The sequence below is a fragment of the Micromonospora sp. NPDC049240 genome (assembly GCF_040647835.1).
GTDB lineage: Bacteria > Actinomycetota > Actinomycetes > Mycobacteriales > Micromonosporaceae > Micromonospora.
In genome coordinates this window covers 1-26,436 of the sequence record NZ_JBEZCX010000012.1, presented here as the reverse complement: position 1 = coordinate 26,436, position 26,436 = coordinate 1, and the positions used below count along the sequence as shown (strand labels likewise).

Here is a 26,436-nt window from a genome sequence, read left to right as displayed (position 1 = left end):
GCCCGCCATGGCGCGGTACGACAGCCTGCTCGACGCCTCCGGGGGCACGCCGCTGGTCGGCCTGCCCCGGCTCTCCCCGACCGTGCCCGACGGGGCGCCGCCGGTGCGGCTCTGGGCCAAGCTGGAGGACCGGAACCCGACCGGCAGCATCAAGGACCGCGCGGCCCTGTTCATGGTCCGCGCGGCCGAGGAGGCCGGCCGGCTCCGCCCCGGCGACACCATCCTGGAGCCGACCAGCGGCAACACCGGCATCTCGCTGGCCATGGTGGCGAAGCTGCGCGGCTACCGGCTGGTCTGCGTGATGCCGGAGAACGTCTCCACCGAGCGGGTGCAGCTGCTCCGGATGTACGGCGCGGAGATCATCTTCTCGCCGGCCGCCGGCGGCTCGAACCAGGCCGTCGCCACCGCCAAGCAGATCGCGGCCGAGCACCCCGACTGGGTGATGCTCTACCAGTACGGCAACGAGGCGAACGCCCGGGCGCACTACGAGACGACCGGGCCGGAGCTGTTGCACGACCTGCCGGGCATCACCCACTTCGTGGCCGGGCTGGGCACCACCGGCACGCTCATGGGCACCGGCCGCTACCTGCGGGAGAAGGTCGACGGCATCCAGATCGTGGCGGCCGAGCCGCGCTACGGCGAGCTGGTCTACGGCCTGCGCAACATCGACGAGGGCTACGTGCCCGAGCTGTACGACGCCGGGGTGCTGTCCCGGCGCTTCTCGGTGGGCACCCGGGACGCGGTGCTGCGTACCCGGCAGCTCGTCGAGGTGGAGGGGATCTTCGCCGGTTTCTCCACCGGCGCGATCCTGCACGCCGCGCTCGCCGTGGCGCACGAGGCGGTGAAGGCGGGCCGCCGCGCCGACGTGGCGTTCGTGGTCTGCGACGGCGGCTGGAAGTACCTGTCCACCGGGGCGTACGGCGGCACGCTCGCGGACGCCGAGGACGCGCTGGACGGTCAACTCTGGGCCTGACGGCCCGGTGGCGATCCGGTCGGTGGGGACACACCGGCCGGATCGCCGCGATCTCCCGGATCCTGGACGCGTATGGGTGTCACGTTGATGACAACTTCCGGTAGATGATTCTTGCCCGACCGGCCGCCGCGTAGGCTGCGCAGCGTGGCGAGCGCGTCGGTGGAGATCAACGGCGGGGCGGCTGCCGACGCATCGACTACCCACGGTGAGATCGAGGCAACCGGATGCGACTGACCGTCCTCGGCTGTGCGGGCAGCTTCCCGGGCCCCGAATCGCCCTGCTCCGCCTATCTGATGGAGGCCGACGGGTTCCGGCTCCTGGTCGACTTCGGCGCGGGTTCGCTCTCCACGCTCCAGCGTTACGTCGGGCTGCACGCCCCGGACGCCATCCTCCTCACCCACCTGCACTGCGACCACATGTTCGACGCGGTGAACTACGTGGTGGTGCGCCGGTACGCCCCGGACGGCCCCTACCCGCCCCTGCCGATGTACGCGCCCTCCGGCGCGCCCGACCGGCTGGCCAGCGCGTACGGGCAGGAGGAGGGCACGGTGGAGGACGTCTACCAGTTCTACAGCCTCCAGCCGGGCACGTTCCCGATCGGCCCGTTCACCGTCACCGTCGACCGGATGAACCACCCGGTCGAGACGTACGGGGTGCGGCTGGAGCACGGCGGCCGGGTGTTCTGCTACTCCGCCGACACGGCGCCCTGCGAGGCGCTGCTGCGCCTGGCCCAGGACGCCGACGTGTTCCTCTGCGAGGCCAGCTACCTGGACGGCATGGACAATCCGCCGGACCTGCACCTGACCGGCCGGGAGGCCGGTGAGGCGGCCACCAAGGCGGGGGTGGGCCGGCTGCTGCTTACCCACCTCGTTCCCGCGTGGGGCAGCGAGTCGCACACCCTGGAGTCGGCGGCCGGGGCGTACGCCGGGCCGATCGAGGTGGTCCGGGCCGGCGGCGGCTACGACGTCTGAGCGACAGCCGGCCCGCGCGTTGCCGTACTGTTCGCCGGCCGGTCAGCGTGCGGTCGCCTGCCGCATCCGTGCGGCCCGCACGCTCGGGCCATGCGGATCGCCATCGTCACCGAGTCGTTCCCGCCGGATGTTAACGGCGTGGCGAACTCGGTCGTCCGGGCCGCCGAGCACCTGGTCGCCCGCGGTCACGAGCCGCTGGTCGTCGCGCCCGCCCCGGCCGGCGGCCGGCGTCGCCGGGCCGACCACCACGCCTATCCGGTGGTGCGTGTCCCGAGCGTGCCCCTGCCCCGTTACCAGGGCTTTCGCCTCGGCGTGCCGCGCGTCGGGCTGACCGGCGCGCTGCTCGGGCACCGGCCCGACGTGGTCCATCTGGCCAGCCCTTTCGTGCTCGGCGCGGCCGGGGCGTCGGTGGCCGCCCGGCACGGCCTGCCCGCGGTCGCGGTCTACCAGACAGACGTCGCGGCCTACGCCCGGGCGTACCGGGTGGGGTGGGGCGAGGCCGCCGCGTGGCGGCGGATCCGGGAGATCCACAACTCCGCGCAGCGCACCCTCGCGCCGTCCACCCGCGCCGCGGCGGACCTGATCACCCACGGGGTACGGCGGATCTGGCTGTGGCGGCGGGGCGTGGACGCGGTCCGGTTCCACCCGGCACGGCGGAGCGTTCGGCTCCGCGCGACGCTCGCCCCGGACGGCGAACTGCTGGTCGGCTACGTCGGCCGGCTCGCCCCGGAGAAGCGGGTGGAACTGCTCGCGCCGATCACCGCCCTGCCCGGCGTGCGGGTGGTGGTGGTCGGCGACGGACCGGTGCGCCGGCAACTCGAACGCGCGCTGCCGTCGGCGCGGTTCCTCGGCGTGCGGCACGACGACGCGCTGGCCGAGCTGTACGCCAGCCTGGACGTGTTCGTCCACACCGGACCGCACGAGACGTTCGGGCAGACGCTCCAGGAGGCCGCGGCGAGCGGCGTACCCGTGGTGGCGCCGGCCAGCGGCGGTCCGGTGGACCTGGTCGAGTCGGGGGTGACCGGGCTGCTGGTGCCGCCGGACGACGGCGCGGCGCTGGCCGCCGCCGTGGCCGAGCTGGCCGCCGATCCGGCGCGGCGGGCCCGGTACGGCGCGGCGGCCCGCGTCGCGGTGGCCCGGCGCAGCTGGGACGCGGTCGGTGACGAGCTGATCGGGCACTACGAGGCCGTGCTGGCCGGCACGCCCGCCGCCGGCCGGCTCCCGGCGTGACCGGGGCCGGTCCCCGCCCGGTCCGCATCGTCCGGCTCGCCAACTTCGTGACGGCGCGCTCCGGCGGGCTGCGGACGGCGTTGCGGCAGTTGGGCGCCGGCTATCTGGCCGCCGGTCACGAACCCGTGCTGGTGATCCCCGGCGCGCGCCCCTCGGACCGCATGCGTCCGTGGGGGCGCGAGATCGCCCTGCCCGGACCGGAACTGCCCGGCACCGGCGGCTACCGGGTGCTGTCGGACCGGCGGGGGCTGGCCCGGCTCCTCACCGACCTGGCCCCGGACCGGATCGAGGTCTCCGACCGCAGCACGCTGCGCTGGACCGGCCGCTGGGCCCGGGAGCACGGGGTGCGCTCGACGATGGTCTCGCACGAGAGCCTGACCGGGCTGCTCGGTCAGTGGGGGATGCCGACCGGGCTGGCCCGGCGGACCGCCGACCGGCTGAACCGCGAGACGGCACGCCGGTACGACCGGATCGTCTGCACCACCGGCTGGGCCGCCGAGGAGTTCGTCCGGCTGGACGGGCCGCCGGTGGAGCGGGTGCCGCTCGGTGTCGACCTGGACACGTTCCATCCCCGTCGTGCCGACCCGGCGCTGCGGGAACGGTACGCCGACGACTCCGAGGTGCTGCTGGTGCACTGCGCCCGGCTCTCCGTGGAGAAGCGCCCCGCGCTGGCGGTGGCCGCGCTGGCCCGGCTGCGACGTGCCGGCGTACCGGCGGTCCTGGTGCTGGCCGGTGACGGGCCGCTGCGGCCGGCGCTGACCCGGTCGGCGGCGGGCCTGCCGGTGCACTTCACCGGTTTCCTGCCGGACCGGCTGGCGGTGGCCGCGCTGCTGGCCAGCGCGGACGTGGCGCTCGCACCGGGGCCGGTGGAGACGTTCGGCCTGGCCGGGCTGGAGGCGCTCGCGTGCGGCACGCCGGTGGTGGCGAACGCGGCGAGCGCCCTGCCGGAGGTGGTCGGCGCGGGCGGGCTCGCCGCGTACGGCACCCCGGCGGCGTTCGCCGTCGCGGTCCGCCGACTGCTGGACCGGCCGGCGGCGCAGCGCCGTGCCGCCGCCCGGGCCCGCGCCGAGGAGTTCGGCTGGCCGGCCGCGGTCTCGGGTTTCCTCCGCGCGCACGGCGTCGACCCGCCGGAGCGCTGACCGGCCGGCGGCACCCGTGGGCGGTGCGATCGGCGCACCGCATAGGGTGCAGGCATGGCGCGACCTGACGGGCGGCGGCCCGACCAACTCCGACCGGTGACCCTGACCCGGGGCTGGAGCACCCACCCGGAGGGCTCGGTGCTCGTCGAGTTCGGCGCGACGCGGGTGCTCTGCACGGCCAGCGTCACCGAGGGGGTGCCCCGCTGGCGCAAGGGTTCCGGGCTGGGCTGGGTGACCGCCGAGTACGCGATGCTGCCGAGGGCCACCAACACCCGCTCCGACCGGGAGAGCGTCCGGGGCAAGGTCGGCGGTCGCACCCACGAGATCTCCCGGCTGATCGGTCGCAGCCTGCGCGCCTGCGTCGACCTCAAGGCGCTGGGCGAGAACTCCGTGGTGCTCGACTGCGACGTGCTCCAGGCCGACGGCGGCACCCGCACCGCCGCGATCACCGGCGCGTACGTCGCGCTGTACGACGCGGTGACCTGGCTGGCCGAGCGCAAGTCGCTGACCGGCAAGGTGGAGAAGGTGATGCACCGGTCGGTGTCCGCGGTCAGCGTCGGCGTGATCGGCGGCGAGCCGATGCTCGACCTCTGCTACGCCGAGGACGTGACCGCCGAGGTGGACATGAACGTGGTCTGCACCGGCGCCGGCGACTTCGTCGAGGTGCAGGGGACGGGCGAGGCCGGTGTCTTCGCCCGCGACCAGCTCGACGCGCTGCTCGACCTGGGCGTGGCGGGTTGTCTGGAACTGGCCGACGCACAGCGGAAGGCGCTGAACCTGTGACCGACAACAAGGTGCTGCTGGCCACCCGTAACCGCAAGAAGCTCGTCGAGTTGCAGCGGATCCTGGACGGCGCGCTCGGCGCCCACCGGGTCGCCCTGGTCGGCCTGGACGACGTGGCGGAATATCCGGAGCTGCCGGAGACCGGCCTGACGTTCGGCGAGAACGCGCTGATCAAGGCGCGGGAGGGCTGCCGGCGCACCGGCCTGCCGACCATCGCCGACGATTCGGGCATCGCGGTGGACGCGCTCAACGGCATGCCCGGCGTGTTCAGCGCCCGCTGGTCCGGCCGGCACGGCGACGACCGGGCCAACCTCCAGCTCCTGCTGGACCAGGTGGGCGACGTGCCGGACGAGCACCGGGGCGCGGCCTTCGTCTGCACGGTGGCGCTGGTGCTGCCGAGCGGCAAGGAGCACCTGGTCGACGGCCGGCAGCCGGGCCGGCTGCTGCGCGCGCCGCGCGGCGAGGGCGGGTTCGGCTACGACCCGATCTTCCTCGGCGACGGGCAGGAGCGGACCAACGCCGAGCTGACGCCGGCGGAGAAGGACGCGGTCAGCCACCGCGGCAAGGCGCTGCGGGAGCTGGCCAAGCTGGTCGCCAAGGTGCTCCCCGCGGCCGGCTGACGGCGTCCCCGTGACGGAGCGGACGACCGTGGACCTCGCGGGTCCAGGCGTGCTGTGGAGCCGGTGGGGGGTGCTCGGCGCGACTCTCGCCGCGCTCGGCCACGACGACGTCTGGTGGATCGACGCCGACGGGGCCCACCACGACGACCACGGGGGCAACTGGGGGCGGCTGGTCCTCCTCGCCGACGACCGGGCGGTGCTGTTCGGCTACGACCACGAGTACAGCGACACGGTGGACGCGAGTCCCCCGATCGACCTGCTCGCCGGCGCGCCCGCCTGGCTGCCCTGGGCGGAACTGGTCCGGCACGCCGACGACGACCAGCTCGGCTACGTCTACTGGCACGAGCACGGCGACTGGCACCGGGTCCGCTACCCGGACCGGGTCGCCGACGGCCTCCCGCAGACCGTCGGCGCCGTCCTCGACGCCGACCGCGCCCGCCGGGAACTGGCGGAGGTGGTCTTCGAGTGGGCCGGGCACGACGCCGACGGCGAGGCGGAACGGGCGGACGTGGCGACCCACGCCGACCGACTGCTCGCCGCCGCGGCCGGCCACGCGGTCGACGCGGCTGCGCTCACCGGTCTGCTCGGGCGGGTCCGGTCCGTTCCGGTCGATCTGGACGCCGCCCTCGCCTCGGCGGCGAGGGCCGGTCTCACCCCCGGCGCTGTCGTACCGGTCGTGCCGGCGAGTGCCGAGGTGCCGCACCGGCGGGTCCGGAAGCTCAGTGAGACGCAGCACGAACGGCTGGTCTGGGCGGCCATGGGTGAGGCGGCCGAGCTGCCCCGCCCGGAGCCGGCCGACACCGGGGCACTGGCGGCGCTGGTGGACTGGGCGCGCCTCCGGGCCCCGGGCGCGGACGGCCGGTCCTCCGTGGTCGTGGAGGCGCTGGACGGCGCGATGCGCCAGATCCCGGGCGAGTGCTGCCCGGTGGACCGGCCCGGGGACGGTTTCCGGGACCTCTTCACGCTGGTGAAGGAACTCCGGGCGGCCGAGGCCGACGCCCGGCACGGACGCTGGATCTTCCTGCGGGTGGCGACCACGTCGGACGGTTTCTCCGTCGAGCGCCGGTACGACTCCTGGCCGGACTGGATGGGGCCGCGGGACAGCGGCCCGTGGCTGTCCCACCTGCGCACCGAGATGCGGTCCCGGGCCGCCGAGTTCCGGCCCACCTGGACCGCGCTGCTCGACCCGGACGTCGCCTACCTCACCACCCCACCCCCGGACCCCGGCCGCTGATTCCCGGAAAGCGTGGCCATTCGACGTCGAACAGCCACGCTTTCCGTCAATCAGCGCGAAAGCAAGGGGAAGGGTCAGGCGAGGGGGCCGGTTGCGCGCTCGATGGCGGCGCGCAGGTCGGGGCCGGCGACGACGGATCGGGCCGCCTCCATCAGCGGGGCGAGGAAGACGTCCGGACCGGGGTCGCCGATCGTGTCGCCGAGCGCGTCCAACGCGGCCCGGCCGGCCGGGGACGGCTCCAGCGGCGCGCGGAGCTGGAGCCCGCGTACCGCCGCCAGCAGCTCCACCGCGAGCAGGCTGGTCAGGTTGTCCAGCACGGTGCGCAACTTCTTGGTGGCCGCCCAGCCCATCGAGACGTGGTCCTCCTGCATACCGCTGGTGGGCAGCGAGTCGACCGAGGCGGGGGCCGCCAGCCGGCGGTTCTCCGCGACGATGCCGGCGGCGGTGTACTGGGCGATCATCAGCCCGGAGTTCACCCCGGCGTCGGGGGAGAGGAACGCCGGCAGGTCCCGGTTACGGGCCACGTCCAGCAGCCGGTCCACCCGCCGTTCGGCGATCGCGCCCACCTCGGCGGCGGCGATGGCAAGGTAGTCGGCGGCGAAGCCGAGTGGCGCGCCGTGGAAGTTGCCCGTCGACTCGACCCGCCCGTCCGGCAGTACCACCGGGTTGTCCACCACGGACGTCAGCTCCCGGCCGGCGACCACCTCGACGAAGTCCAGCGTGTCGCGGGCCGCGCCGGCCACCTGCGGCGCGCACCGCATCGAGTACGCGTCCTGCACCGCGTGGGCCAGGTCGTCGCGGTGCGAGTCCATCACCGCCGAGCCCTGGAGTAGCCGGTGGATGTTCGCGGCCGAGGCGGCCTGGCCGGGGTGCGGGCGGATGGCGTGCAGCTCGGGCAGGAACGGCCGCTCCGAGCCGAGCATCGCCTCGATGGCCAGCGCGGCGGTCACGTCGGCCATGGCGAACAGGTGCCGGGCGTCGGAGACGGCCAGCAGCAGCATGCCGAGCATGCCGTCGGTGCCGTTGATCAGCGCCAGCCCTTCCTTGGCGGCCAGCTCGACCGGGGCCAGCCCGACCCGGCGCAGCGCGTCCGTGGCGGGGATCCGGTCGCCGGCCGGGCCGAGCACCCAGCCCTCGCCGAGCAGCACCAGCGCGCAGTGCGCCAGCGGCGCCAGGTCACCGGACGCGCCCAGCGAGCCGTGCTCCGGCACCCACGGGGTGATCTCGTGGTTGAGCAGGTCCACGAGCGCCTCGGCGACGAGCGGGCGGACGCCGGAGCGGCCGAGCGCGAGCGAGCGTACCCGCAGCAGCATCATGGCGCGCACCACCTCGCGGGGCATCGGCGCGCCCACCCCGGCCGCGTGCGAGCGGATCAGCGCGTGCTGCAACTCGGCTCGCCGCTCGGGGGCGACGAACGTGTTGGCCAGCGCCCCGAACCCGGTTGAGACGCCGTACACCGGGCGGCCGGCGGCCTCGATGCCGTCCACGATGGACCGGCTGGTCGCCATCGCCTCGACGGCGGCGGGGTCGAGCACGACCTTGGCGGTGCCGCGGGCGACCGCGAGCACGTCGGCGGGGGTGACCCCGGTGGACAGGATGGTGACGGTGGTCATCGTGGCACTCCGTTGTGCAGAACCTGGCGGATCAGTGGCACCCCCGGCCGGTAGGCCAGGTGCAGGTGGGTCGGCGCGTCGAGGACGACCAGGTCGGCCCGGGCCCCGACGGTCAGCCGCCCGACGTCGGTGCGGCGCAGCGCCGCCGCCCCGCCGGCGGTCGCCGCCCACACCGCCTCCGCCGGGGTCATCCCCATCTCGCGTACGGCGAGCGCGACGCAGAACGGCATCGACGAGGTGTACGACGAGCCGGGGTTGCAGTCGGTGGCCAGCGCCACGGTGACACCGGCGTCGAGCAGCCGGCGGGCGTCCGGGTAGGGCGACCGGGTGGAGAACTCGGCGCCGGGCAGCAGCGTGGCGACCGTCTCCGAGCCGGCGAGCGCGTCCACGTCGGCGTCGGTCAGGTGGGTGCAGTGGTCGACGCTGGCCGCGCCCAGTTCCACGCCGAGCCGGACGCCCGGCCCGGGGCCGAGCTGGTTGGCGTGCAGCCGGACGCCCAACCCGACCGCCTGCCCGCAGGTGAGGATCGCCCGGGCGTGGTCGGCGTCGAACGCGCCCCGCTCGCAGAACACGTCGATCCAGCGGGCGTACGGCGCGGCGGCGGCCAGCATCGGCCCGCACACCAGGCCCACGTAGTCGTCGGGCCGGTCGGCGTACTCGGCGGGCACCACGTGCGCGCCGAGGAACGTGGTGTCCTCGGTGAACTCGGCGGCGATCCGCAGCGAGCGGGCCTCGTCGGCGACGCTCAGGCCGTACCCGCTCTTGATCTCGACGGTGGTGGTGCCCTGCCGCCGCATCTCCGCGCGCAGCCGGCCCACGGTGGCGCGCAGGTCGTCGTCGGAGGCGGCGCGCGTCGCGCCCACGGTGGTCCGGATGCCGCCGCCGGTGTACGGCTCGCCGGCCATCCGGGCGGCGAACTCGGCGGCCCGGTCACCGGCGAAGACCAGGTGGGCGTGGCTGTCCACGAAGCCGGGCAGCACCGCCGCGCCGGCGGCGTCGACGCGCCGGCCGGCGGCGGGCGCGTAGCGGGCCGGACCGACCCAGGCCACCCGCCCGTCCTCGACCAGCAGCGCGGCGTCGCGGCGGACGCCCAGCGGGTCACCGCCCCGGCCGTCGTTGGTGACCAGCTCACCGATGTTGTCCACGAGCAGGCTGCCGGTCATGACGTGACCACCGCGATCGAGTCCCGCAGCTCGGTGGGGACGTCCACCGTCAGGTGCCGGCCGTCGGCCACCACGGTCCGGCCGTCCACCACCACCTGCGTGACGTCGGCGGCGGTGGCCGCGAAGAACACGCCGACCGGCGGCACCCCGGCGGTGCGGGCGCTGTCCAGCCGTACCGTCACCAGGTCGGCCCGGTCGCCGACGGCGAGCCGGCCGGCGTCGCCCCAGCCGAGCGCGGCGTGGCCGGTCACGGTGGCGGCGGCGAACAGTTCGGCGGCGGCGAAGTGCCCGCGTCTGCGGGTGCGCAGCCGTTCGTCCAGCTCCACCGCGCGGGCCTCCTCGAACAGGTCGACCACGGCGTGGCTGTCGCTGCCCAGGCTGAGCGGGCTGCCCGCCTCGACGATCCGCCGGGCCGGGCCGATCCCGTCGGCCAGGTCCCGTTCCGTGGTGGGGCAGAGGCAGACGCCGGTACGGCTGTCGCCGAGCAGCGTCACGTCGGCGGCGGTCGGGTGGGTGGCGTGCACGGCGGTGGTGTGCCGGCCGAGCACCCCGTGGTCGGCGAGCAGCCGGGTCGGCGTGCAGCCGTGCACGGCCCGGCAGGCGTCGTTCTCGGCCGGCTGCTCGGAGACGTGCGCGTGCAGCGGCAGCCCGTGCCGGTCCGCCCAGCCGGCCACGGTGGCGAGCTGCCCGGCCGGCACCGCGCGCACCGAGTGGATCGCCGCGCCGCGCCGCACGTGCCCGTCGGTCGGGCGGAACGCGTCGACCCGTTCCGCCCAGCGCAGCGCGTCGCCGTCGCCGAACCGGCGCTGCGGTCCGACCAGCTCGGCGCCGTCCACGCCCGCCGTCAGATACGCGGCGTCCAGCAGCGTGAGCCGGATCCCGGCGTGCGCGGCGGCCTCCACCAGCGCCTCGGACATCACGTTCGGGTCGTCGTACCGGGTGCCGTCCGGGCCGTGGTGCAGGTAGTGGAACTCGCCGACGCAGGTGATCCCGGCGAGCGCCATCTCCGCGTACGCGGCCCGGGCCAGCGCCAGGTAGGAGTCGGGGTCGAGGCGGGCGGCGACCGCGTACATCGGGTCCCGCCAGGACCAGAAGTCGCCCCGGCCGGCGTGGGTGCGCCCACGCAGCGCCCGGTGGAACGCGTGCGAGTGGGCGTTGGCCAGGCCGGGCAGCGTCAGGCCGGGCAGCCGGACGGCGTCCACCGTCACCCCGGCGGCCGGCGGATCGCCACCGGTCAGCGGCGTGACGGCGGTGAGCCGCCCGTCCGTCGCCTCGATCAGCACGTCCGGCGTGGGTTCGGCGTCCTCGGGCAGCCAGGCGTACTCGGCCAGCCAGCGGGTCAGCGGCATGCCAGTTCCTCCAGCACCCGGGCCAGGGCGGTCACCCCGGCCGCGCAGTCGGCGTCGGTGGCGGACTCGGCCGGGGAGTGCGACACCCCGGTCGGGTTCCGCACGAACAGCATCGCGGTGGGCAGGTGCGCGGCCAGCACGCCGGCGTCGTGGCCGGCGCCGGTCGGCAGCGTCGGCGCGTCGAGCAGCGCGACCAGCCGCCGCGCGAGCCCGCCGTCGAACGCGACGAGCGGCGTCGCCGACTCCCGCGTGCAGGTCAGCGCCGTGCCGTCCCGGCCGGCCCGCTCGGTGGCCTTGGCGCGTACCGCCTCGACCAGGCCGTCCAGCGTCGCCGCCTCGGCCGCCCGGGCGTCCAGCCAGCCGGTGACCCGGGACGGGATCGCGTTGGTGGCGTTCGGCTCGACCGACACCCGGCCGACGGTGGCGTGCGCGTCGCGCAGCCGGGCCTCCTTGTTCGCCGCGAGCACGGTGAACGCGTAGGTGAGCATCGGGTCGCGCCGGTCGGCCATCCGGGTCGTACCGGCGTGGTTGCCCTCGCCGGTGAAGTCGAACCGCCACCGGCCGTGCGGCCAGATGGCGGACGCCACCGCGACCGGCGCGTCCGTGTCGACGAGCGCGCGGCCCTGCTCGACGTGCAGCTCCACGAAGGCCGCGAAGCGGCCGAGCAGCGCCGGGTCGGCGCCCGCCGGCCGCCCGCCCAGCGCGTCGGCGAAGCTCACCCCGGCCTGGTCGCGCAGCCCGGCCGCGCGGTCGACGTCGATCTCGCCGGTGAGCAGCCGCGACCCCAGGCAGGGTACGCCGAACCGGGCGCCCTCCTCCTCCACGAACGCGGCCACCACGACGGGCCGGTCCGGGGTGGCCCCGGCGGCCCGCAGCTCGTCCACGGCGAGGAACGCGCTGACGATGCCGAGCGGCCCGTCATAGGCGCCGCCGTACGGCACCGAGTCGAAGTGGCTGCCGGTGAGCACCGCGCCGCCGGTCGCCGGGTCGCCCCACCAGGCGAACAGGTTGCCGTTGCCGTCCTCGCTGACCGGCATGCCCCGCCGGTCGGCCTGCTCCCGGAACCAGCCGCGCAGCCTGCGCTCCGGCTCGGTCAGCGCGTACCGCAGGTAGCCGCCGCTGCCGGCGTCCCGCCCGACCGGGGCGATCTCGTCCCACAGCTTCCGGAATCGGTCGGCCAGGTCGCTCACGAGTCACCCTCGGCCATCGGAACCCGGACGCCGGTGCGCTCCGCGACCTCGCGGGCGTCGTCGTAGCCGGCGTCCACGTGCCGGATCACGCCCATCGCGGGGTCGTTGGTGAGCACCCGCTCGATCTTCTGCCCGGCGAGCGCGCTGCCGTCGGCGACGCAGACCTGCCCGGCGTGGATGGACCGGCCGATGCCCACCCCGCCGCCGTGGTGGATGGACACCCAGGACGCGCCGCTCGCGGTGTTGACAAGCGCGTTGAGCAGCGGCCAGTCGGCGATCGCGTCGGAGCCGTCGGCCATCGCCTCGGTCTCCCGGTAGGGGCTGGCCACGCTGCCGCAGTCCAGGTGGTCCCGGCCGATCACCACCGGCGCGCTCAGCTCACCGGAGGCCACCATCTCGTTGAACCGCACCCCGGCGCGGTCCCGCTCGCCGTAGCCGAGCCAGCAGATCCGGGCCGGCAGGCCCTGGAACGCGACCCGCTCGCCGGCCATCCGCATCCACCGGGCGAGCGACTCGTTCTCCGGGAACAGGTCGAGGATGGCCCGGTCGGTGGCGGCGATGTCGCGCGGGTCGCCGGAGAGCGCCGCCCACCGGAACGGGCCCTTGCCCTCGCAGAACAGCGGCCGGATGTACGCCGGCACGAAACCGGGGAAGTCGAACGCCCGCTCGTACCCGCCGAGCTTAGCCTCGCCCCGGATCGAGTTGCCGTAGTCGAACACCTCCGCGCCGGCGTCGAGGAAGCCGACCATCGCCTCGACGTGCCTCGCCATCGACGCCCGCGCCCGGTCGGTGAACTCGGCCGGCTTGGCCGCCGCGTAGTCCCGCGCGTCGCCCGGCTCCACCCCTTCCGGCAGGTACGACAGCGGGTCGTGCGCGCTGGTCTGGTCGGTCACGATGTCGATCTCGACGCCGCGCGCCAGCAGCTCGGGGAAGACGGTGGCCGCGTTGCCGACCACGCCGACGCTGAGCGCCCGCCGGTCCCGCTTCGCGGCCAGCGCCCGCTCCACCGCGTCGTCGAGCGAGTCGGCGATCTCGTCCAGGTAGCGGTCGTGCGCCCGGCGCTCCAACCGGGTCCGGTCCACGTCGACGATCAGGCAGACGCCGCCGTTCATGGTGACTGCCAGGGGCTGCGCCCCGCCCATCCCGCCGCAGCCGGCGGTGAGCGTCAGCGTGCCGGCGAGCGACCCACCGAAGCGCTTGGCGGCGACCGCGGCGAACGTCTCGTAGGTGCCCTGGAGGATGCCCTGGGTGCCGATGTAGATCCACGACCCGGCGGTCATCTGCCCGTACATGGTCAGGCCGAGCGATTCGAGGCGGCGGAACTCCGGCCAGGTGGCCCAGTCGCCGACCAGGTTGGAGTTGGCCAGCAGCACCCGCGGCGCCCACTCGTGGGTGCGCAGCACGCCGACCGGCCGGCCGGACTGCACCAGCATGGTCTCGTCGTCGCGCAGCTCGGTGAGCGTCCGCACCAACGCGTGGTAGGACGGCCAGTCCCGGGCCGCCTTTCCGGTGCCGCCGTAGACGACCAGGTCGTCGGGGCGCTCGGCCACCTCCGGGTCGAGGTTGTTCATCAGCATCCGCAGCGCGGCCTCCTGCGGCCACCCCTTCGCGGTGCGTACGGTGCCGCGGGCGGCGCGGACGGGCTGGTGCATCTCGTACTCCTCTCAGCCGAGGAACAACTGGCGGCGGGCGGCGGACGACTCGAACGCCTCGAGCCGGGCCTGGGTCTCGGCCGGGGCGGCGTCGCAGATCGCCTGCAACACCACCATGGCCAGCGTCATCGGGGCGGTGTGCAGGTCGAAGACGAGGTCGGTGCCGACCGCGGCGGGCAGCACCACCTCGGCGTGGTCGGTGGCCGGGCTGACCGGGGAGTCGGTGATGGCCACCACCGTCAGCCCGGCGTCGCGGGCCTCGCGCAGCGCGTCGAGCGTCTCCCGGGGGTAGCGGGGCAGCACGAACGCGAGCAGCGCGGTGGCGCCGGCGGCGACGGCCTGGTCGAGACGGTCGGCGAGCAGGCTGCCGCCGTCGTCGAGGACCCGCACGTCCGGGTGCACCTTCGCGGCGAAGTACGCGAAGTACGCGGCCAGCGGCGCGGCGGCGCGCAATCCGAGCACCGGCAGTGGTCGGGTGGCCGCCAGCAGCCTGCCCACCTCGGCGATCCGGTCGGCGTCGGCGAGTTGCCCGGCGAGCCGGTCGAGGTTGTCCCGCTCGGCGTGCACCGCCCGTTGCAGGGCGTTCCCGGCTGCGGCCGGCTCGGTCGTCCCGGTGGCGGCCAGGTCCCGCAGCCGGCGGCGCAGCGCGGGGTAGCCGTCGTGCCCGAGCGTCATGGCGAACCGGGTCACCGACGGCTGGCTGACCCCGGCCAGTTCGGCCACCTCCGCCGCGGACAGGTACGCCGCCGCGCCGGCGTGGCGTACCAGGCAGTGCGCGATGCGGCGCTGGGTCGGGGTGAGCCGCACGCCGTGGAAGAGGTCGAGCAGGCGGTCGGCGCTGGACGCACCGGTTTCATTCACCCGCTGACTCTATGCATGAAAACTTTCATCCGGCAAGGGTGTCGATGCTGCCACGTTCTCCCTGCTGGGAGCGGTGCGGCCAGAGCGACGAAGAGTGCGCACCCGTTGACCGCTTGTGCGGAGTGGTGCCGGTCTATAGCCTGCTAGCTGTCTTGTCTCGCTTCCACGGGGGTTGCCGTGACTACACGGTCGATGCATGCTGCCTACCTTCGGGCCAAACGCCTGAGTTCGCCTTGGTCCCGGGCCCTCCGTGCGGCGAGCCGCCGAGGTCGCGTTCCGGGGCTCCGACGCTGACGTTCAGTCCTTCCTCGACCTCGGTGTCACCTTTGCCGTGCGGCTGCTAAACAATGCGTCGTCGCTGCCCGGCGCCGAACTTCTTCGAACGACAGTGGAAATTCCCGCCATCCCGGAGAGCGGGTTCTTCTGGTTGCGGGTGCCCATACCGATGGTTCGAAGAGCTTGAGGGATCTGCTGAAGAAGGGGCAGCGTTCTGTTGGTGAATGCCGCATTCGAGATCGCTGCTGGCGGAAGTCGGCCCTGGGAAGGTAACGGCCGGGCCGGAGCCGGCGTGGTCAACGTGCAAAGCTCAAGTTGAGGAGAAAGATGAAGCTTCTACCATTGGTTGCTGCCGGCGCAGTTCTGACGGGAGCGGCGGTGCTCATTCCTGCCGCCATGTCGACGGCGGCGGACACCCCGCCCTCGCTGGAGGAGGACTTCAACTACCCGGGGGCCGCCAAGATCCTGGCGGACCACGGGCTCAAACTGTTCAAGGGCGACGGCCACATCGTCTGGACGGCCACCCGGTCGGTGGAGGACGACATCCAGTGCGCCGTGGGTGAGATCCAGGTGGAGCAGATTCCCGGCGTCTCCGGCTTCTACCACTGCTTCAAGGTGCTGGGCCCGACGGGCTACCTGACCCTGGAGATCCCCGGGACCTTCGGTGTTCGGGCCGGCGCCGAAACCGTCGTGGCGACGGCGAAGTTGCCGGACGGCGACAAGAGTTTCACGATTCCGCCGAACCAGCCGGTGCCGATCGACCCGGGCTCGGGCGGTAACCTGCCGACGGCGACCCTGGTCGAGTTGCGGGTGAACTGACCCCAAAAGCACTCATTGGCGGGCCGTTGCCGAAAGCGCTGCGGCCCGCCAATCCTGTCCCGGTCAGCCCTTGTGGACAATATTCTTCATCGATAGCATTCGGCTGTCCTGTCTCACTTCCACGGGGGTTGTCGTGACCGCACGGTCAATGCGTGCTGCGCTTTTCAGAAATAGTCGCCTGTCACCTTGCTGGGTGCGACGTGTCGCCGTCGCGACAGCGGTGGTGCTGGTCGGTTCGCTCGCCCCGGTGACGCCGGCGGCTGCCGAGGACGAGGAATATCCCTGGGACCCGGCGGTGGCCCGGGAGGTGCTCGTCTACTACGTCACCGAGGGGACCCCCTCGGTCAAGCGTGCCGCCGCGGAGATGCTGCTCGCCGACGACGCCGCGGTCCGCGCGTTCCTCGAGGGCGGGGTGGACGAGGCGTACGCCGCCGACGCGCGGGCGGCTGCGGAGTCGCTGGCGTCGATGGATGGTCCCGCGATGCGGGCCGGTGCCCTACAGGCGCTGTCCGGAACGCCGACGGACGTCCAGGCGTTCGTCGACGGCGGCTGGCGCGCGTCGTGGGCCGCCGACGAGCGGGTGCGGGCCTACCGGCTGTTGGAGTCCGGTGGCCCGACGGTGCGGGCCGCCGCGCAGAAGGCGCTCGACGGCACGCCCGAGGAGTTGACCGAGTTCCTCGCCGAGGGGCGGGACGCCGCGCTGAGGGCGGACGACCGGCTGGCGGCGACCCAGATGCTCACCGGCGGGGCCAACAACTCCGGTCCGGTGCTGCACACCGCGGCGCAGCAGGCGTTGGCGGGCACGGCGGACGAACTGCGCGAGTTCATCACGGCCGGCCAGTTCGTCGCCCGCGCGCGGGACAAGGAACTCGCCTCCATCCGCAGCCTCACGGAGCAGGCGAAGCAGGCAAGCGAAACCACCGCCCGGGAGTCGCTGGCCGCGACGGAGGCGTCGAACCGGGCGGCGAACGCGGCCGAGGAGGCCAAGAAGGCGGCCAAGACCGCGGCGGACGAGACCGCCGCGGCGGGCGGTGCCGCGCGCAAGGCGTCCGCAGCGGCCGGACGGGCCGCCGACGCGGCGGATGGCGCCGCCGACGCGGCCCGGGACGCGGTGAGCGCCTCGAACGCCGCGATGCGGGCGGCGCGGGTGGCGTCCGACGCGGCCCGGAAGGCGACCACGGCCGCGTCCCTGACCGCGCAGGCCGCCGCGCGTGCTCAGCGCGCCGCGGCGGATGCCCGGACGGATGCGGGCAAGGCGGCAGCGGCCCGCCAGGCCGCCCAGCAGGCCCGCGACGCGGCCCGTAAGGCACGCGAACTCGACCAGGTACGCGCCCAGCGCGACCGCGCGCTCTCCCAGGCCAAGGCGGCCAGCACCGCGGCGAAGGGCGCGAGCGCGAACGCGGACGCGGCAGCGGCGGAAGCGCGGAGGGCCGGCGCCCAGGCCGGCGTCTCCGAGGAACAGGCGAAGCGGGCGCGGGACGCGGCGGACCGGGCGCAGCGATCGGCGGCGGCGGCGTCGCGGGCGGCTGATCGGGCGTATGCGTTGGCGCAGGCGGCGGCGAAGGCGTCGGATGAAGCGTTCGAGTTCGCGCGGCGGGCGGCGGCGCATGCGGAGGCGGCGGCGGATGCGGCGGATGCGGCTGCGGCTGCGGCGGGTGATGCGGCGAAGGCGGCGGTGGAGTCCGCGAAGCATGCGGCGGCTGCGGTGTTGGCGTCGAACACGGCGGTGGAGGCGGCGAACAAGGCTGTCGAGTTGGAGCGGTTGGCGCGTGCGGAGGACGACGCGCGGTTGGCGGAGTCCACTGAGCAGGGTGTGTTGGCGGCGCAGGACGCGCAGGCTTTCGAGCAGGCGAAGAACGCCGCGGTCGGTGATGTGGTGGCGTGGAACCGGAAGTTGTTGTGGGACACGGCGGAGGAGGATCGGGTCGATCCGGCGACGCGGCAGTTGCTGTCGGAGGCGACCGCGTCCGGTGCCACCACCGAGGTCATGCTCGACCGCGGTCGGCGGGCGGCCATCAACCTGTTGACCACCGGTGGCGAGCACACCAAGGCGTCCGCGTCGGCGGCGCTCACCGGCGGTGAGGTGGAGCTGCGGTCGTGGCTGACGGATGGTCGTCGGCTTGCGGTTGGTCAGGATGATCGGGCGCGGGTGTGGCATCTGGTCGACACGTTGCCGGACGGGAATGAGAAGTCGGCGGCGCAGGTGGCGTTGGCTGGTGACGACGCGGCGGTGCAGGCGTTTTTGCGGACGCGGAGTTATCCGGGTAAGGCGACGCTTGATCGGCAGGCGGTCTACAAGATTTTGGAGACGGCGGGGCCGACGCTGAAGGCGGCTGCGGAGCGGGCGTTGGCGGGGACGAACGCGGATCGGCACGAGTTTCTGCGGTCGGGTCAGTATGCGGCGCGGACGGCTGATGACCGGCTTGAGGTGTATCGGGTCATCGATGCGGGTGGTCCGCAGGTGAAGGCGGCCGGGCAGGTGGCGTTGGCGGGTCCGTCGTCGTACATCTCGTATTTCTTGACGGCGGGTCGTTTTCAGGCGGCGCAGCGGGATCAGGAGCAGGCCGCGCATGTGGCGGCGGTGCAGGCGTTGATCGCGGAGGCGCAGCGGTACGCGCAGAGCGCGGTGTCGGACGCGGCGGAGGCGAACCGGGTCGCGGCGGTCGCGGCGGGTAAGGCGGCGGAGGCGCAGACGTATGCGCAGCAGGCGGCGGCGTCGGCGAGCAAGGCGGCGCAGTACGCCACGGATGCCAACAACTCGGCGGTCGCGGCGAAGAACTCCGCCGACCAGGCGGCCCAGTCCGCGACGACGGCCCGCAACGCCGCCAACTCCGCCCAGGCCAGCGCCAACCAGGCCGCCCAGTCCGCCGCCACGGCGGGCGCGGCAGCGAAGCGGGCCCGTCAGGACGCCGCGGGGGCCGCACAGGCCGCCAAGGAAGCCCGGCAGTCGGCCAGACAGGCCGGCGCTGACGCCGCCGCCGCGAACCAGGCGGCCCGGGAAGCGGAGCAGATCTACAACACCAAGCTGAAGGAGTGGGAGGCCGCGCAGCGCAACACCGCGCCGGGCAGCGCCTGGAACGGTGACGGTACGGCGCTGGACCAGCACCGGACCTGGAGCTGCATGGTGCAGCCGTCCCAGCTCACCGCGGAGTGCGCGAAGGTCTACGTCGACTTCGCCGACGCGCTCGTCCGGCCCAACAAGTGCACCACCGCCGGACTGAACACCGGACCCGGCTGCGAGATGGTCGACGACATCAAGGAGTTCGTCAAGGACAACCCCGACCTGATCCTCGACGTCGTGCAGCTCGTCCTCATGGTGTGCGGCCTGGTGCCGGCCTACGGCGAGGCGTGCGACGGGGTGGACGCCGGCATCTCCTTCGCCCGCGGCGACTGGGTGGGCGGCGTGCTCTCCGGGCTCAGCGTGGTTCCGGTCGCTGGTTGGGTGCCGGCCGGGATCAACATGGGCCGGCTCGGGGACAAGTTCCGCGACGCGTGGCGGGTGTTCGACGAACTCGCCAAGAAGTGCGACAACGTGCCGAACAGTTTCGCACCGGGCACGCAGGTGCTGCTCGCCGACGGCAGCCGAAAGCCCATCGAGCGGCTGCGCGTCGGCGACGAGGTCCGGTCGACGAACCCGCTCATGGGCGTCTCGACGACCGGGCGGGTGATCGAGACGATCACGGGCACGGGTGTCAAGGTGTTGGCGAAGGTCACCGTGGACGTCGACGGCGACCGGGGGACCGAGACCGAGACGCTCACGGCCACCTGGAACCACCCGTTCTGGAACGCCGACTCCGGGGTGTGGACGAAGGCCGGCGAGCTCCGGCGAGGTCAGTCGTTGCTCACCGCCGCCGGTCGCAGGGTCGAGGTCGAGAAGGTCGAGACCCGCAGCGAGCGCACCACCGTCTACAACCTCAACGTCGCGGACCTGCACACCTACTACGTGTACGCCGGGGACGTCCCGGTGCTCGTCCACAACTGCGGGAAGATCGACCTTGACCACGGCATCGGTGACGCCCATCCCCGGGATCACGTCGGGAAGACCGACGCCGAGATCAAGACGCGCGCCGACACGGACCCGAAGGCAAAGGGTGTGGCGTCCACTCTCAACGCCGCCGACTACCAGAAGACTGTGGACGCGGTCGTCACCGCGAACATCGAAAAGATCAACCGTTGGGCGTCGAAGGCGCAGGTCGGCGCGGAGATCGAATACACCATGCGGTTCAGTTACCCTGTTGGCCGGGTCGCGAGGATAGGCGAGGCCGGGGCCAAGGACGCCTACACTGTCACGCTCGTCCTCAAGCGCATCGACAAGGGCTACCAGGGCCACAAGGGCGCCTGGGTGGTGAAGACCATCAAGGCGTTCTGAGGCTCCGACGAGGTGGGGGTCTGATCTTCGTGGTCGAGGAGAACGCGGCAGCCGAGGCGGTGGCCAGTGACGTCGTGGCGTCACTTGGCCGTTGCGACCGGGAGTTGGGCGACTTCGCGACCGGCGTCCTGCTCGACTACGACTTCGGGCCGGACAGCGAGCTCTATCCCCACCTCGTCCTGAGCACCGAGCGGGAGGGGGTGCAGCAGGCGGACATCCGGAAGACGATCCGGATGCCCATCTCGCCGCACCCCCTCGTCAGCAATGAGATCTCCATCCGGTTGATCCTCACGTTCACGCCCTCCTCGTGTGGCGTCACGTCGTCCGTCGAGGCGCACCTGGACCGGTCGATGGCGACGTGGGGGCCGGGATCGCACGTCCTCCACCGCAGATCGTCGGAGGATCTCCGTCTCGCGGACGCGTTGCGGGCGGCCGAGGCGCACATCCGCGACCTCTACGACGTGGCGACGTTCCCGGAGACGCTGGGGCTGAGCCGCCGCGGCTGAGTGACGGTGCTCGACGGGCAGGTATGCCCGGTGACCGTGACGACGCTCGACGGTGCCGCCGCCGGCGACCAGCGGGGGCAGGAGGCGGTCACCAACGCGGCGAACGTGCTGGCGCAGGCACCCGACGGCCACCGTCCGGCAGTAGATGGGCATCATCGGCCGCGCGCGCCGCAGATGTGGGAGGCCGGGTCGGCCAGCGGCGCCCCCGGCAGCTACGCGAGCACCCGGCAACGCCGCGACGGTCGGCCGGTCTGCGCGACTCTGGCACCGGCACAGAGCTAGCTCCCGCCACGTCCGCCCCTGTCGCTCCGACGCGGATCGGGCGGTCGCCTCCGGCGCGTCGCGCGGTAACCAGCGGGTCAAGCGCGACCGAGGCGGCGACCGTCGTCACCGACCCGCTGCGCGACGCGTGACCTAGCGGCGGACGCGCTGTTCGGCGGCACCACCACGCAGACGGCACCGCCCTTGGTGACGCCCCCATCAGGTCGAATCGCAGCACGGGCGCCCCGCTGAACGGTCGCTCGGTGACCGCCACGCCGCCACCGCCGGCGGCCGGTACGTCGGCCCCCGACGGCCCGGCCCCGGCGGCCGGTCGCCGAACGGTGAGCCGGCTCAGGGTGACGGGCGGGTGTCCAGCCCGGCGTAGAAGGAGCGGCAGATGTCGTAGTCGGGCAGCCGGCCCGCCGCGCGCGCCTCGGCGAGGCTCGGCGCTGCCGCGTCCCGCGCGGACAGCAGCGGCGTCGCGGTCGGCCAGTCGATGGCGAGGGCCGGGTCGAGCGGGTGCACGGTGTGCTCGGCCGCCGGCCGGTACGTGGCGGAGCAGAGATAGCTGAGCGTGGCGTCATCGGTCAGCGCGCAGACGGCGTGCCCGAGCCCCTCGGCGAGGTAGACGGCCCGCCGGTTGGCGTCGTCCAGGCGTACCGCCTCCCACCGGCCGAAGGTCGGCGAGCCGACCCGCACGTCCACCACCACGTCCAGCACCGCCCCCCGGACACAGGTCAGGTACTTCGCCTGGCCGGGCGGGACGTCGGCGAAGTGGACGCCGCGCACCACGTCCCGCGCGGAGACCGAGAGGTTGGCCTGGGCCAGCCGCAGCGGATGCCCCACCGCCTCGGCGAGCCGGTCGTGGCGGTACCACTCCAGGAAGCGCCCGCGCGGGTCGCCGTGCTGCTGCGGCGTGACCTCCCAGGCCCCCTCGATGCCCAGCGGCCGGATCCTCACGAGCCGCTCCGGACGGCGCCCGGCCGCTCGGCCAGCAGGCCCAGCAGGTAGTCGCCGTAACCGCTGCGGGTCAGCGGGTGGGCCAGCGCCCGCAGCCGCTCGTCGTCGATCAGCCCGGACCGCCAGACCACCTCCTCGACACAGCCGATCTTCATGCCCTGGCGTTCCTCGATCACCCGGACGAACTCGGCGGCCTGCATCAGCGAGGTGAACGTGCCGGTGTCCAGCCAGGCGGTGCCCCGGTCGAGCACCGTCACGGACAGCTCGCCCCACCCACGGTAGGTCTCGTTCACCGCCGTGATCTCCAACTCGCCCCGCGCGCTGGGCGTCAGCTTGCGGGCGATGTCGACCACCCGGTTGTCGTAGAAGTAGAGGCCGGGCACCACGTACCGGGAGCGGGGCCGGGCCGGCTTCTCCTCGATCGACAGCACCCGGCCGGCCGCGTCGAACTCGACCACGCCGTACGCCGCCGGGTTGGCGACCGGATACGCGAAGACCCGCCCGCCGGCCGGGTCGCCGTGCTGCGCGAGCTGCCGGCCGAGACCGACGCCGTGGAAGATGTTGTCGCCCAGGACCAGCGCGACCGACTCGTCACCGATGAAGTCCGCGCCGATCAGGAACGCCTGCGCGATGCCCTCCGGCCGGGCCTGCTCGGCGTACGTCAGCCGCAGCCCCCACTGGCCGCCGTCGCCGAGCAGCCGCTCGAACTGCGGGCGGTCCTCCGGCGTCGTGATCACCAGGATCTCCCGCACCCCGGCCATCACCAGCGTGGACAGCGGGTAGTAGACCATCGGCTTGTCGAACACCGGCATGAGCTGCTTGGAAACGGCCCGCGTGATCGGCCAGAGCCGGGATCCGGTGCCACCGGCGAGAAGGATTCCGCGCACCCGCGGAGCGTACCGTCGCGTAAACTCCACGATCCGTGAGGATCCTCGTCACCGGCGGCGCCGGCTTCATCGGCTCGGAGTACGCGCGGATGCTGCTCGGGCGGCCCGGCGGCGACGGGGCGTGGACGCCGGACCCTGTGCCCGCCGCGGTGACCGTGCTGGACAAGCTCACCTACTCCGGCAACCCGGCCAACCTCGACCCGGTACGCGACGATCCCCGCCTGCGCTTCGTGCACGGCGACGTCTGCGACGCGGCCCTCGTCGACGACGTGGTCGGCGGCCACGACGTGATCGTCCACTTCGCCGCCGAGTCGCACGTGGACCGGTCCATCACCGGCGCGGCCCCGTTCGTCACCACGAACGTGCTCGGCACCCAGACGCTGCTCGACGCCGCGCTGCGCCACGGCACCCGCCGCTTCGTGCACGTCTCCACCGACGAGGTGTACGGCTCGATCGACGTCGGCTCCTGGACCGAGGCGTGGCCGTTGGCGCCGAACTCCCCGTACTCGGCCTCGAAGGCCGGCGCCGACCTGCTGGCGTTGGCCTACCACCGCACCCACGGCCTCGACGTGGTGGTGACCCGCTGCGCCAACAACTACGGGCCGTACCAGTTCCCGGAGAAGGTCGTCCCGCTCTTCGTCACCAACCTGCTCGACGGCGGCACCGTGCCGCTCTACGGCGACGGCGGCAACGTCCGGGACTGGCTGCACGTGCACGACCACTGCCGCGGCATCGCGCTGGTGCAGGAGAAGGGCCGCGCCGGCGAGGTCTACCACATCGGCGGCGGCACCGAGCTGACCAACCGCGAGCTGACCGGCCGGCTGCTGGCGGCCTGCGACGCCGACTGGGACCGGGTGGTGCCGGTCCCCGACCGCAAGGGCCACGACCGCCGCTACTCGCTCGACATCACCAAGATCCAGAACGAGCTGGGGTACGCCCCGAGCATCGACCTCGACCGGGGCCTGGCCGACACCGTGCGCTGGTACCGGGAGAACCGGGCCTGGTGGGAGCCGCTGAAGGCGGCGCGCCGGTGACCCGGCTGCTGGTCACCGGCGCCGGCGGCATGCTCGGCCGCGACCTGGTGACCGTGCTGCGCGCCCGCCCCGACCGGTCCGTCACCGCCGCCACCCGCGCCGACCTCGACGTCACCGACCCGGACGCGGTACGGGACGCGGTCGCCGGACACGACGTCGTGCTCAACGCCGCCGCGTGGACCGATGTGGACGGCGCCCAGACCCGGGAACGGGACGCCACCGCCGTCAACGGCGACGCGGTCGCGCACCTGGCCCGGGCCTGCGCCGCCATCGGCGCCCGACTGGTGCACGTCTCCACCGACTACGTGTTCGGCGGCGACGCCACCCGGCCGTACCCGGAGGACGCGCCGACCGGCCCGGTCAACGCTTACGGGCGCAGCAAGCTCGCCGGGGAACGGGCGGTGGCCCGGCTGCTGCCCGAGCGCGGGTACGTGGTGCGGACCGCCTGGCTCTACGGCGCCCACGGGCGCAACTTCGTCACCACCGTGCTGCGGCTGGCCGCCGACCGCGACCGGCTCGACGTGGTGGCCGACCAGCACGGGCAACCGACCTGGTCGTACCGGCTCGCCGAGCGGCTCGTCGCGCTCGCCGACGCGGCACTGGCCGGCGACGCCGCGCCGGGCGTCTACCACGGCACCGCGTCCGGCGAGACGACCTGGTACGGCCTCGCCCGCGCGGTGTTCGCACTGTCCGGCCTGGACCCGGCGCGGGTCCGCCCGACGACCGGCGACCGCGTTCCGCGCCCGGCGCCCCGCCCCCGCTACAGCGTGCTGGCCCACGACCGGTGGGCCGCCGCGAAACTGCCGCCGCCCGGAGACTGGCACACGGACCTGGCCGAGGCGCTGGCCGACCTCGACGGCCGGCCCGGAACACCTCCGCCAGGATGACCTCGTCCGGACGGACGACGTCGCCCGTCGGTCGGCCCGCCCGCCCGGCGCGGGCCTTGCGGCCGACCCGCGCGGGATCGATGATGGCCGAGACGACCGGATCGGACCGAGGAGTCGACATGCAGGTGATCCACCAGCCGCGGGTGGCGTGGGACACGGCCCGGGTGATCGGCGACGCGCTCCGGGACGACGCGCTGTTCGGCTGGCTCCACCAGGAGTTCGGCGGCCTGTTCGGGCCCGCCGCCGGGGATGCCCTCGCGGAGAGCCGCGACCGGGTCCGCTGGGCCGGCGACGCCCGCCTCCCGGTCGAGACCGGCCTCTGGCGGGTCCGCCTGGAGGACGCGCTGCGGCAGCGCCCGGAGCTCGCCGACGAGCTGGCCGGCCTCGCCTCGGTCGCCCGCGCGCACCGGCCTTAGCTTTCGCTTAGCCCGCTTGTCCGGCGACCACCCGGTCCGGCAGCATCGACCGGCGTGACCGACGGCAGCGCGCCCCACCCCTTGACGTCCACCGGCGACGGGCACCCGCCCACCCGGACCGGTCGTCGCCGTACCCCGGCCCGGGCCCGCCGCCGGCTCGCCGCCGCCGGCCTGGCCACCCTCGCCGCCGTGGTCGCGGTGACCCTCGCGGTACGCGGCGGCGCGGCCCCCGCCTGCGCCGCCCCACCCCGCGCGGCCCTCCCGTTGGCCGTCGTCCCGGCCCGCGCGGCCCTTCCGTTGGCCGCCCCGCCGGCCGGTGGCGTCACGCACACCGGCAAGGCCACGTTCTACGACTCGAAGGGCGCCGGCGGCAACTGCTCCCGGCCCGCCGCACCCGCCAACCGGCTCTACGTCGCGCTCGGCCCGAGCGAGTACGCGGCCGGCGCGTCCTGCGGCGGCTTCCTCGACGTCACCGGCCCGCGCGGCACCGTCCGGGTGCTCGTCATGGACCAGTGCCCGGAGTGCGCCCCCGGCCACCTGGACCTCTCCGCCGAGGCGTTCGCCCGGATCGCCGACCCGGTGCAGGGCGTGGTGCAGGTCCGCTACCGGGCCGTGGTCGACCCGCCGCTGCCCGGCCCGCTCACGTTCCGCCTCAAGGAGGGCGCGTCACAGTGGTGGTTCGCCGTCCTGGTCGGCGACCACGGCAACCCGCTGCGCTCGGTGGAGGTCCGGCAGAACGGCTCGTGGCGCGCGGCGGCGCGCGAGGACTACAACTACTGGCTGATCCCGTCCGGCGCGGGCCCCGGCCCGTACGCGATCCGGGTCACCGACGTGTCCGGCCACCGGGCCACCGCCACCGGCATCCGGATGCTCCCCGGCCAGGTGCAGCGCAGCACCACCCGGATGTACGGCGGCGGCACCGCGACCACCACCCGTACCGCGAAGCCGTCCCGCTCGCCGTCGTCCCCCCGCCCGACCCCGACCCCCAGCCGTCCCGCCTCCCCACCCCCGCCCACGCCACCCTCGGCCACCCCGCTCCCGGCCTCCCCGTCCCCGCTGACGCCCCTCCGCGAGGCCGCCGCCCCCACCTGCACCTGACCACCCCCACCCCGTGCACCAGCGCCCTTTCTCGGGGCGGGTGGTGGGTGGGGGATGCTCCTATGGAAGTCAAGGGGTGTTGAGGGTGGTGAAGTCAGCGAGGAGGGCGGTGTGGACCTCGCGGACGATGTAGCGCTTGAGGCAG

Annotated in this window: 23 protein-coding genes and 1 pseudogene; 16 read left to right on the top strand and 8 right to left on the bottom strand. The window is 74.1% G+C overall.

The annotated features are described in order from the left end of the window. Positions 1–7 precede the first annotated feature (7 nt). The 7 genes from AB0B02_RS19480 (at position 8) to AB0B02_RS19450 (ending at position 6,950) form a co-directional block, all read left to right on the top strand. Positions 8–973: a pyridoxal-phosphate dependent enzyme gene (locus AB0B02_RS19480; protein WP_281936097.1), complete on the top strand. Its 966-nt coding sequence runs from the start codon at positions 8–10 to the stop codon at positions 971–973. 224 nt (positions 974–1,197) lie between these two features. Next, entirely contained in the window at positions 1,198–1,944 is a 747-nt protein-coding gene (locus AB0B02_RS19475; RefSeq protein WP_357302097.1) for an MBL fold metallo-hydrolase, read from the top strand. Positions 1,945–2,034: 90 nt separating this feature from the next. After that, entirely contained in the window at positions 2,035–3,174 is a 1,140-nt protein-coding gene (locus AB0B02_RS19470) for a glycosyltransferase family 1 protein (RefSeq protein ID WP_281936093.1), read from the top strand. After that, entirely contained in the window at positions 3,171–4,313 is a 1,143-nt protein-coding gene (locus AB0B02_RS19465; protein ID WP_281936090.1) for a glycosyltransferase, read from the top strand. The genes AB0B02_RS19470 and AB0B02_RS19465 overlap by 4 nt, the downstream gene beginning before the upstream one ends. Positions 4,314–4,367: 54 nt before the next feature. Then, positions 4,368–5,096 carry a ribonuclease PH gene (gene rph / locus AB0B02_RS19460; protein WP_107162398.1) on the top strand — a complete coding sequence of 243 codons (729 nt, stop codon included), beginning with the start codon at positions 4,368–4,370 and terminating at the stop codon, positions 5,094–5,096. After that, positions 5,093–5,716, top strand: coding sequence for an RdgB/HAM1 family non-canonical purine NTP pyrophosphatase (rdgB, locus tag AB0B02_RS19455; protein ID WP_281936088.1), 624 nt, complete (start codon positions 5,093–5,095; stop codon positions 5,714–5,716). The genes rph and rdgB overlap by 4 nt, the downstream gene beginning before the upstream one ends. 10 nt (positions 5,717–5,726) lie before the next feature. After that, entirely contained in the window at positions 5,727–6,950 is a 1,224-nt protein-coding gene (locus tag AB0B02_RS19450; protein ID WP_281936087.1) for a hypothetical protein, read from the top strand. 74 nt (positions 6,951–7,024) lie between these two features. Here the strand turns inward: AB0B02_RS19450 and hutH are convergent, their stop codons facing one another. Genes hutH through AB0B02_RS19420 form a run of 6 tightly spaced genes read right to left on the bottom strand, consistent with a single transcriptional unit; the run spans position 7,025 to position 14,778 of the window. Continuing rightward, positions 7,025–8,563: a histidine ammonia-lyase gene (gene hutH, locus AB0B02_RS19445; RefSeq protein ID WP_357302090.1), complete on the bottom strand. Its 1,539-nt coding sequence runs from the start codon at positions 8,561–8,563 to the stop codon at positions 7,025–7,027. After that, the gene (hutI, locus tag AB0B02_RS19440) at positions 8,560–9,726 is read right to left on the bottom strand and encodes an imidazolonepropionase (RefSeq protein ID WP_281936083.1); all 1,167 of its coding nucleotides are present in this window, start codon (positions 9,724–9,726) and stop codon (positions 8,560–8,562) included. Before hutI ends, hutH begins: the two co-directional genes overlap by 4 nt. Beyond that, on the bottom strand, positions 9,723–11,069 hold the full coding sequence (locus AB0B02_RS19435; protein WP_357302523.1) for a formimidoylglutamate deiminase: 1,347 nt from the start codon (positions 11,067–11,069) through the stop codon (positions 9,723–9,725). Before AB0B02_RS19435 ends, hutI begins: the two co-directional genes overlap by 4 nt. After that, positions 11,066–12,265, bottom strand: a complete 1,200-nt coding sequence (locus AB0B02_RS19430; RefSeq protein ID WP_357302086.1) for an allantoate amidohydrolase — start codon at positions 12,263–12,265, stop codon at positions 11,066–11,068. Before AB0B02_RS19430 ends, AB0B02_RS19435 begins: the two co-directional genes overlap by 4 nt. Further along, on the bottom strand, positions 12,262–13,917 hold the full coding sequence (gene hutU / locus AB0B02_RS19425; protein WP_357302083.1) for a urocanate hydratase: 1,656 nt from the start codon (positions 13,915–13,917) through the stop codon (positions 12,262–12,264). The genes AB0B02_RS19430 and hutU overlap by 4 nt, the downstream gene beginning before the upstream one ends. Positions 13,918–13,929: 12 nt before the next feature. Beyond that, on the bottom strand, positions 13,930–14,778 hold the full coding sequence (locus AB0B02_RS19420; protein ID WP_281936076.1) for a MurR/RpiR family transcriptional regulator: 849 nt from the start codon (positions 14,776–14,778) through the stop codon (positions 13,930–13,932). Positions 14,779–15,025: 247 nt separating this feature from the next. Between AB0B02_RS19420 and AB0B02_RS19415 the strand changes: the two are divergent. From AB0B02_RS19415 to AB0B02_RS19395, 5 genes and pseudogenes are all read left to right on the top strand, one after another. Continuing rightward, a pseudogene (locus AB0B02_RS19415) lies at positions 15,026–15,241 on the top strand (hypothetical protein); the annotation flags it as partial. A 191-nt stretch (positions 15,242–15,432) separates the two neighbouring features. Next, complete coding sequence (locus AB0B02_RS19410; protein ID WP_357302078.1) at positions 15,433–15,873, top strand: hypothetical protein; 441 nt, start codon at positions 15,433–15,435, stop codon at positions 15,871–15,873. A gap of 193 nt (positions 15,874–16,066) precedes the next feature. Then, positions 16,067–20,242 (top strand): polymorphic toxin-type HINT domain-containing protein, encoded by a 4,176-nt coding sequence (locus tag AB0B02_RS19405; RefSeq protein ID WP_357302075.1) that lies wholly within the window; start codon positions 16,067–16,069, stop codon positions 20,240–20,242. Positions 20,243–20,271: 29 nt separating this feature from the next. Further along, positions 20,272–20,748 (top strand): hypothetical protein, encoded by a 477-nt coding sequence (locus AB0B02_RS19400; protein ID WP_357302072.1) that lies wholly within the window; start codon positions 20,272–20,274, stop codon positions 20,746–20,748. A 30-nt stretch (positions 20,749–20,778) separates the two neighbouring features. Further along, a complete protein-coding gene (locus AB0B02_RS19395) occupies positions 20,779–21,030 on the top strand; it encodes a hypothetical protein (protein ID WP_357302069.1) in 252 nt (83 codons plus the stop codon). 330 nt (positions 21,031–21,360) lie between these two features. Here AB0B02_RS19395 and AB0B02_RS19390 read toward each other — a convergent pair whose 3' ends face one another. Further along, positions 21,361–21,969: a dTDP-4-dehydrorhamnose 3,5-epimerase family protein gene (locus AB0B02_RS19390; protein ID WP_357302066.1), complete on the bottom strand. Its 609-nt coding sequence runs from the start codon at positions 21,967–21,969 to the stop codon at positions 21,361–21,363. After that, positions 21,966–22,856 (bottom strand): glucose-1-phosphate thymidylyltransferase RfbA, encoded by an 891-nt coding sequence (rfbA, locus tag AB0B02_RS19385; RefSeq protein WP_357302063.1) that lies wholly within the window; start codon positions 22,854–22,856, stop codon positions 21,966–21,968. The genes AB0B02_RS19390 and rfbA overlap by 4 nt, the downstream gene beginning before the upstream one ends. 35 nt (positions 22,857–22,891) lie before the next feature. On the opposite strand from rfbA, the gene rfbB reads away from it, so the two are divergent. The 4 genes from rfbB to AB0B02_RS19365 all read left to right on the top strand — a co-directional run bounded on the left by rfbB (position 22,892) and on the right by AB0B02_RS19365 (position 26,291). After that, complete coding sequence (rfbB, locus tag AB0B02_RS19380) at positions 22,892–23,890, top strand: dTDP-glucose 4,6-dehydratase (protein WP_357302060.1); 999 nt, start codon at positions 22,892–22,894, stop codon at positions 23,888–23,890. Then, a complete protein-coding gene (gene rfbD, locus AB0B02_RS19375) occupies positions 23,887–24,777 on the top strand; it encodes a dTDP-4-dehydrorhamnose reductase (protein WP_357302520.1) in 891 nt (296 codons plus the stop codon). Before rfbB ends, rfbD begins: the two co-directional genes overlap by 4 nt. A 119-nt stretch (positions 24,778–24,896) precedes the next feature. After that, positions 24,897–25,193 (top strand): hypothetical protein, encoded by a 297-nt coding sequence (locus tag AB0B02_RS19370; RefSeq protein WP_357302057.1) that lies wholly within the window; start codon positions 24,897–24,899, stop codon positions 25,191–25,193. 54 nt (positions 25,194–25,247) lie between these two features. Continuing rightward, a complete protein-coding gene (locus tag AB0B02_RS19365; RefSeq protein ID WP_357302054.1) occupies positions 25,248–26,291 on the top strand; it encodes an expansin EXLX1 family cellulose-binding protein in 1,044 nt (347 codons plus the stop codon). The last annotated feature ends 145 nt before the right edge of the window (positions 26,292–26,436 follow it).

Excerpts from the sequence above, each read along its gene's own strand:
- hutH (WP_357302090.1), bottom strand. The coding sequence starts at position 8,563 with ATGACCACCGTCACCATCCTGTCCACCGGGGTCACCCCCGCCGACGTG.
- hutU (WP_357302083.1), bottom strand. The coding sequence starts at position 13,917 with ATGCACCAGCCCGTCCGCGCCGCCCGCGGCACCGTACGCACCGCGAAG.
- AB0B02_RS19480 (WP_281936097.1), top strand. The coding sequence starts at position 8 with ATGGCGCGGTACGACAGCCTGCTCGACGCCTCCGGGGGCACGCCGCTG.
- hutI (WP_281936083.1), bottom strand. The coding sequence starts at position 9,726 with ATGACCGGCAGCCTGCTCGTGGACAACATCGGTGAGCTGGTCACCAAC.
- rph (WP_107162398.1), top strand. The coding sequence starts at position 4,368 with ATGGCGCGACCTGACGGGCGGCGGCCCGACCAACTCCGACCGGTGACC.
- AB0B02_RS19470 (WP_281936093.1), top strand. The coding sequence starts at position 2,035 with ATGCGGATCGCCATCGTCACCGAGTCGTTCCCGCCGGATGTTAACGGC.
- AB0B02_RS19370 (WP_357302057.1), top strand. The coding sequence starts at position 24,897 with ATGCAGGTGATCCACCAGCCGCGGGTGGCGTGGGACACGGCCCGGGTG.
- AB0B02_RS19475 (WP_357302097.1), top strand. The coding sequence starts at position 1,198 with ATGCGACTGACCGTCCTCGGCTGTGCGGGCAGCTTCCCGGGCCCCGAA.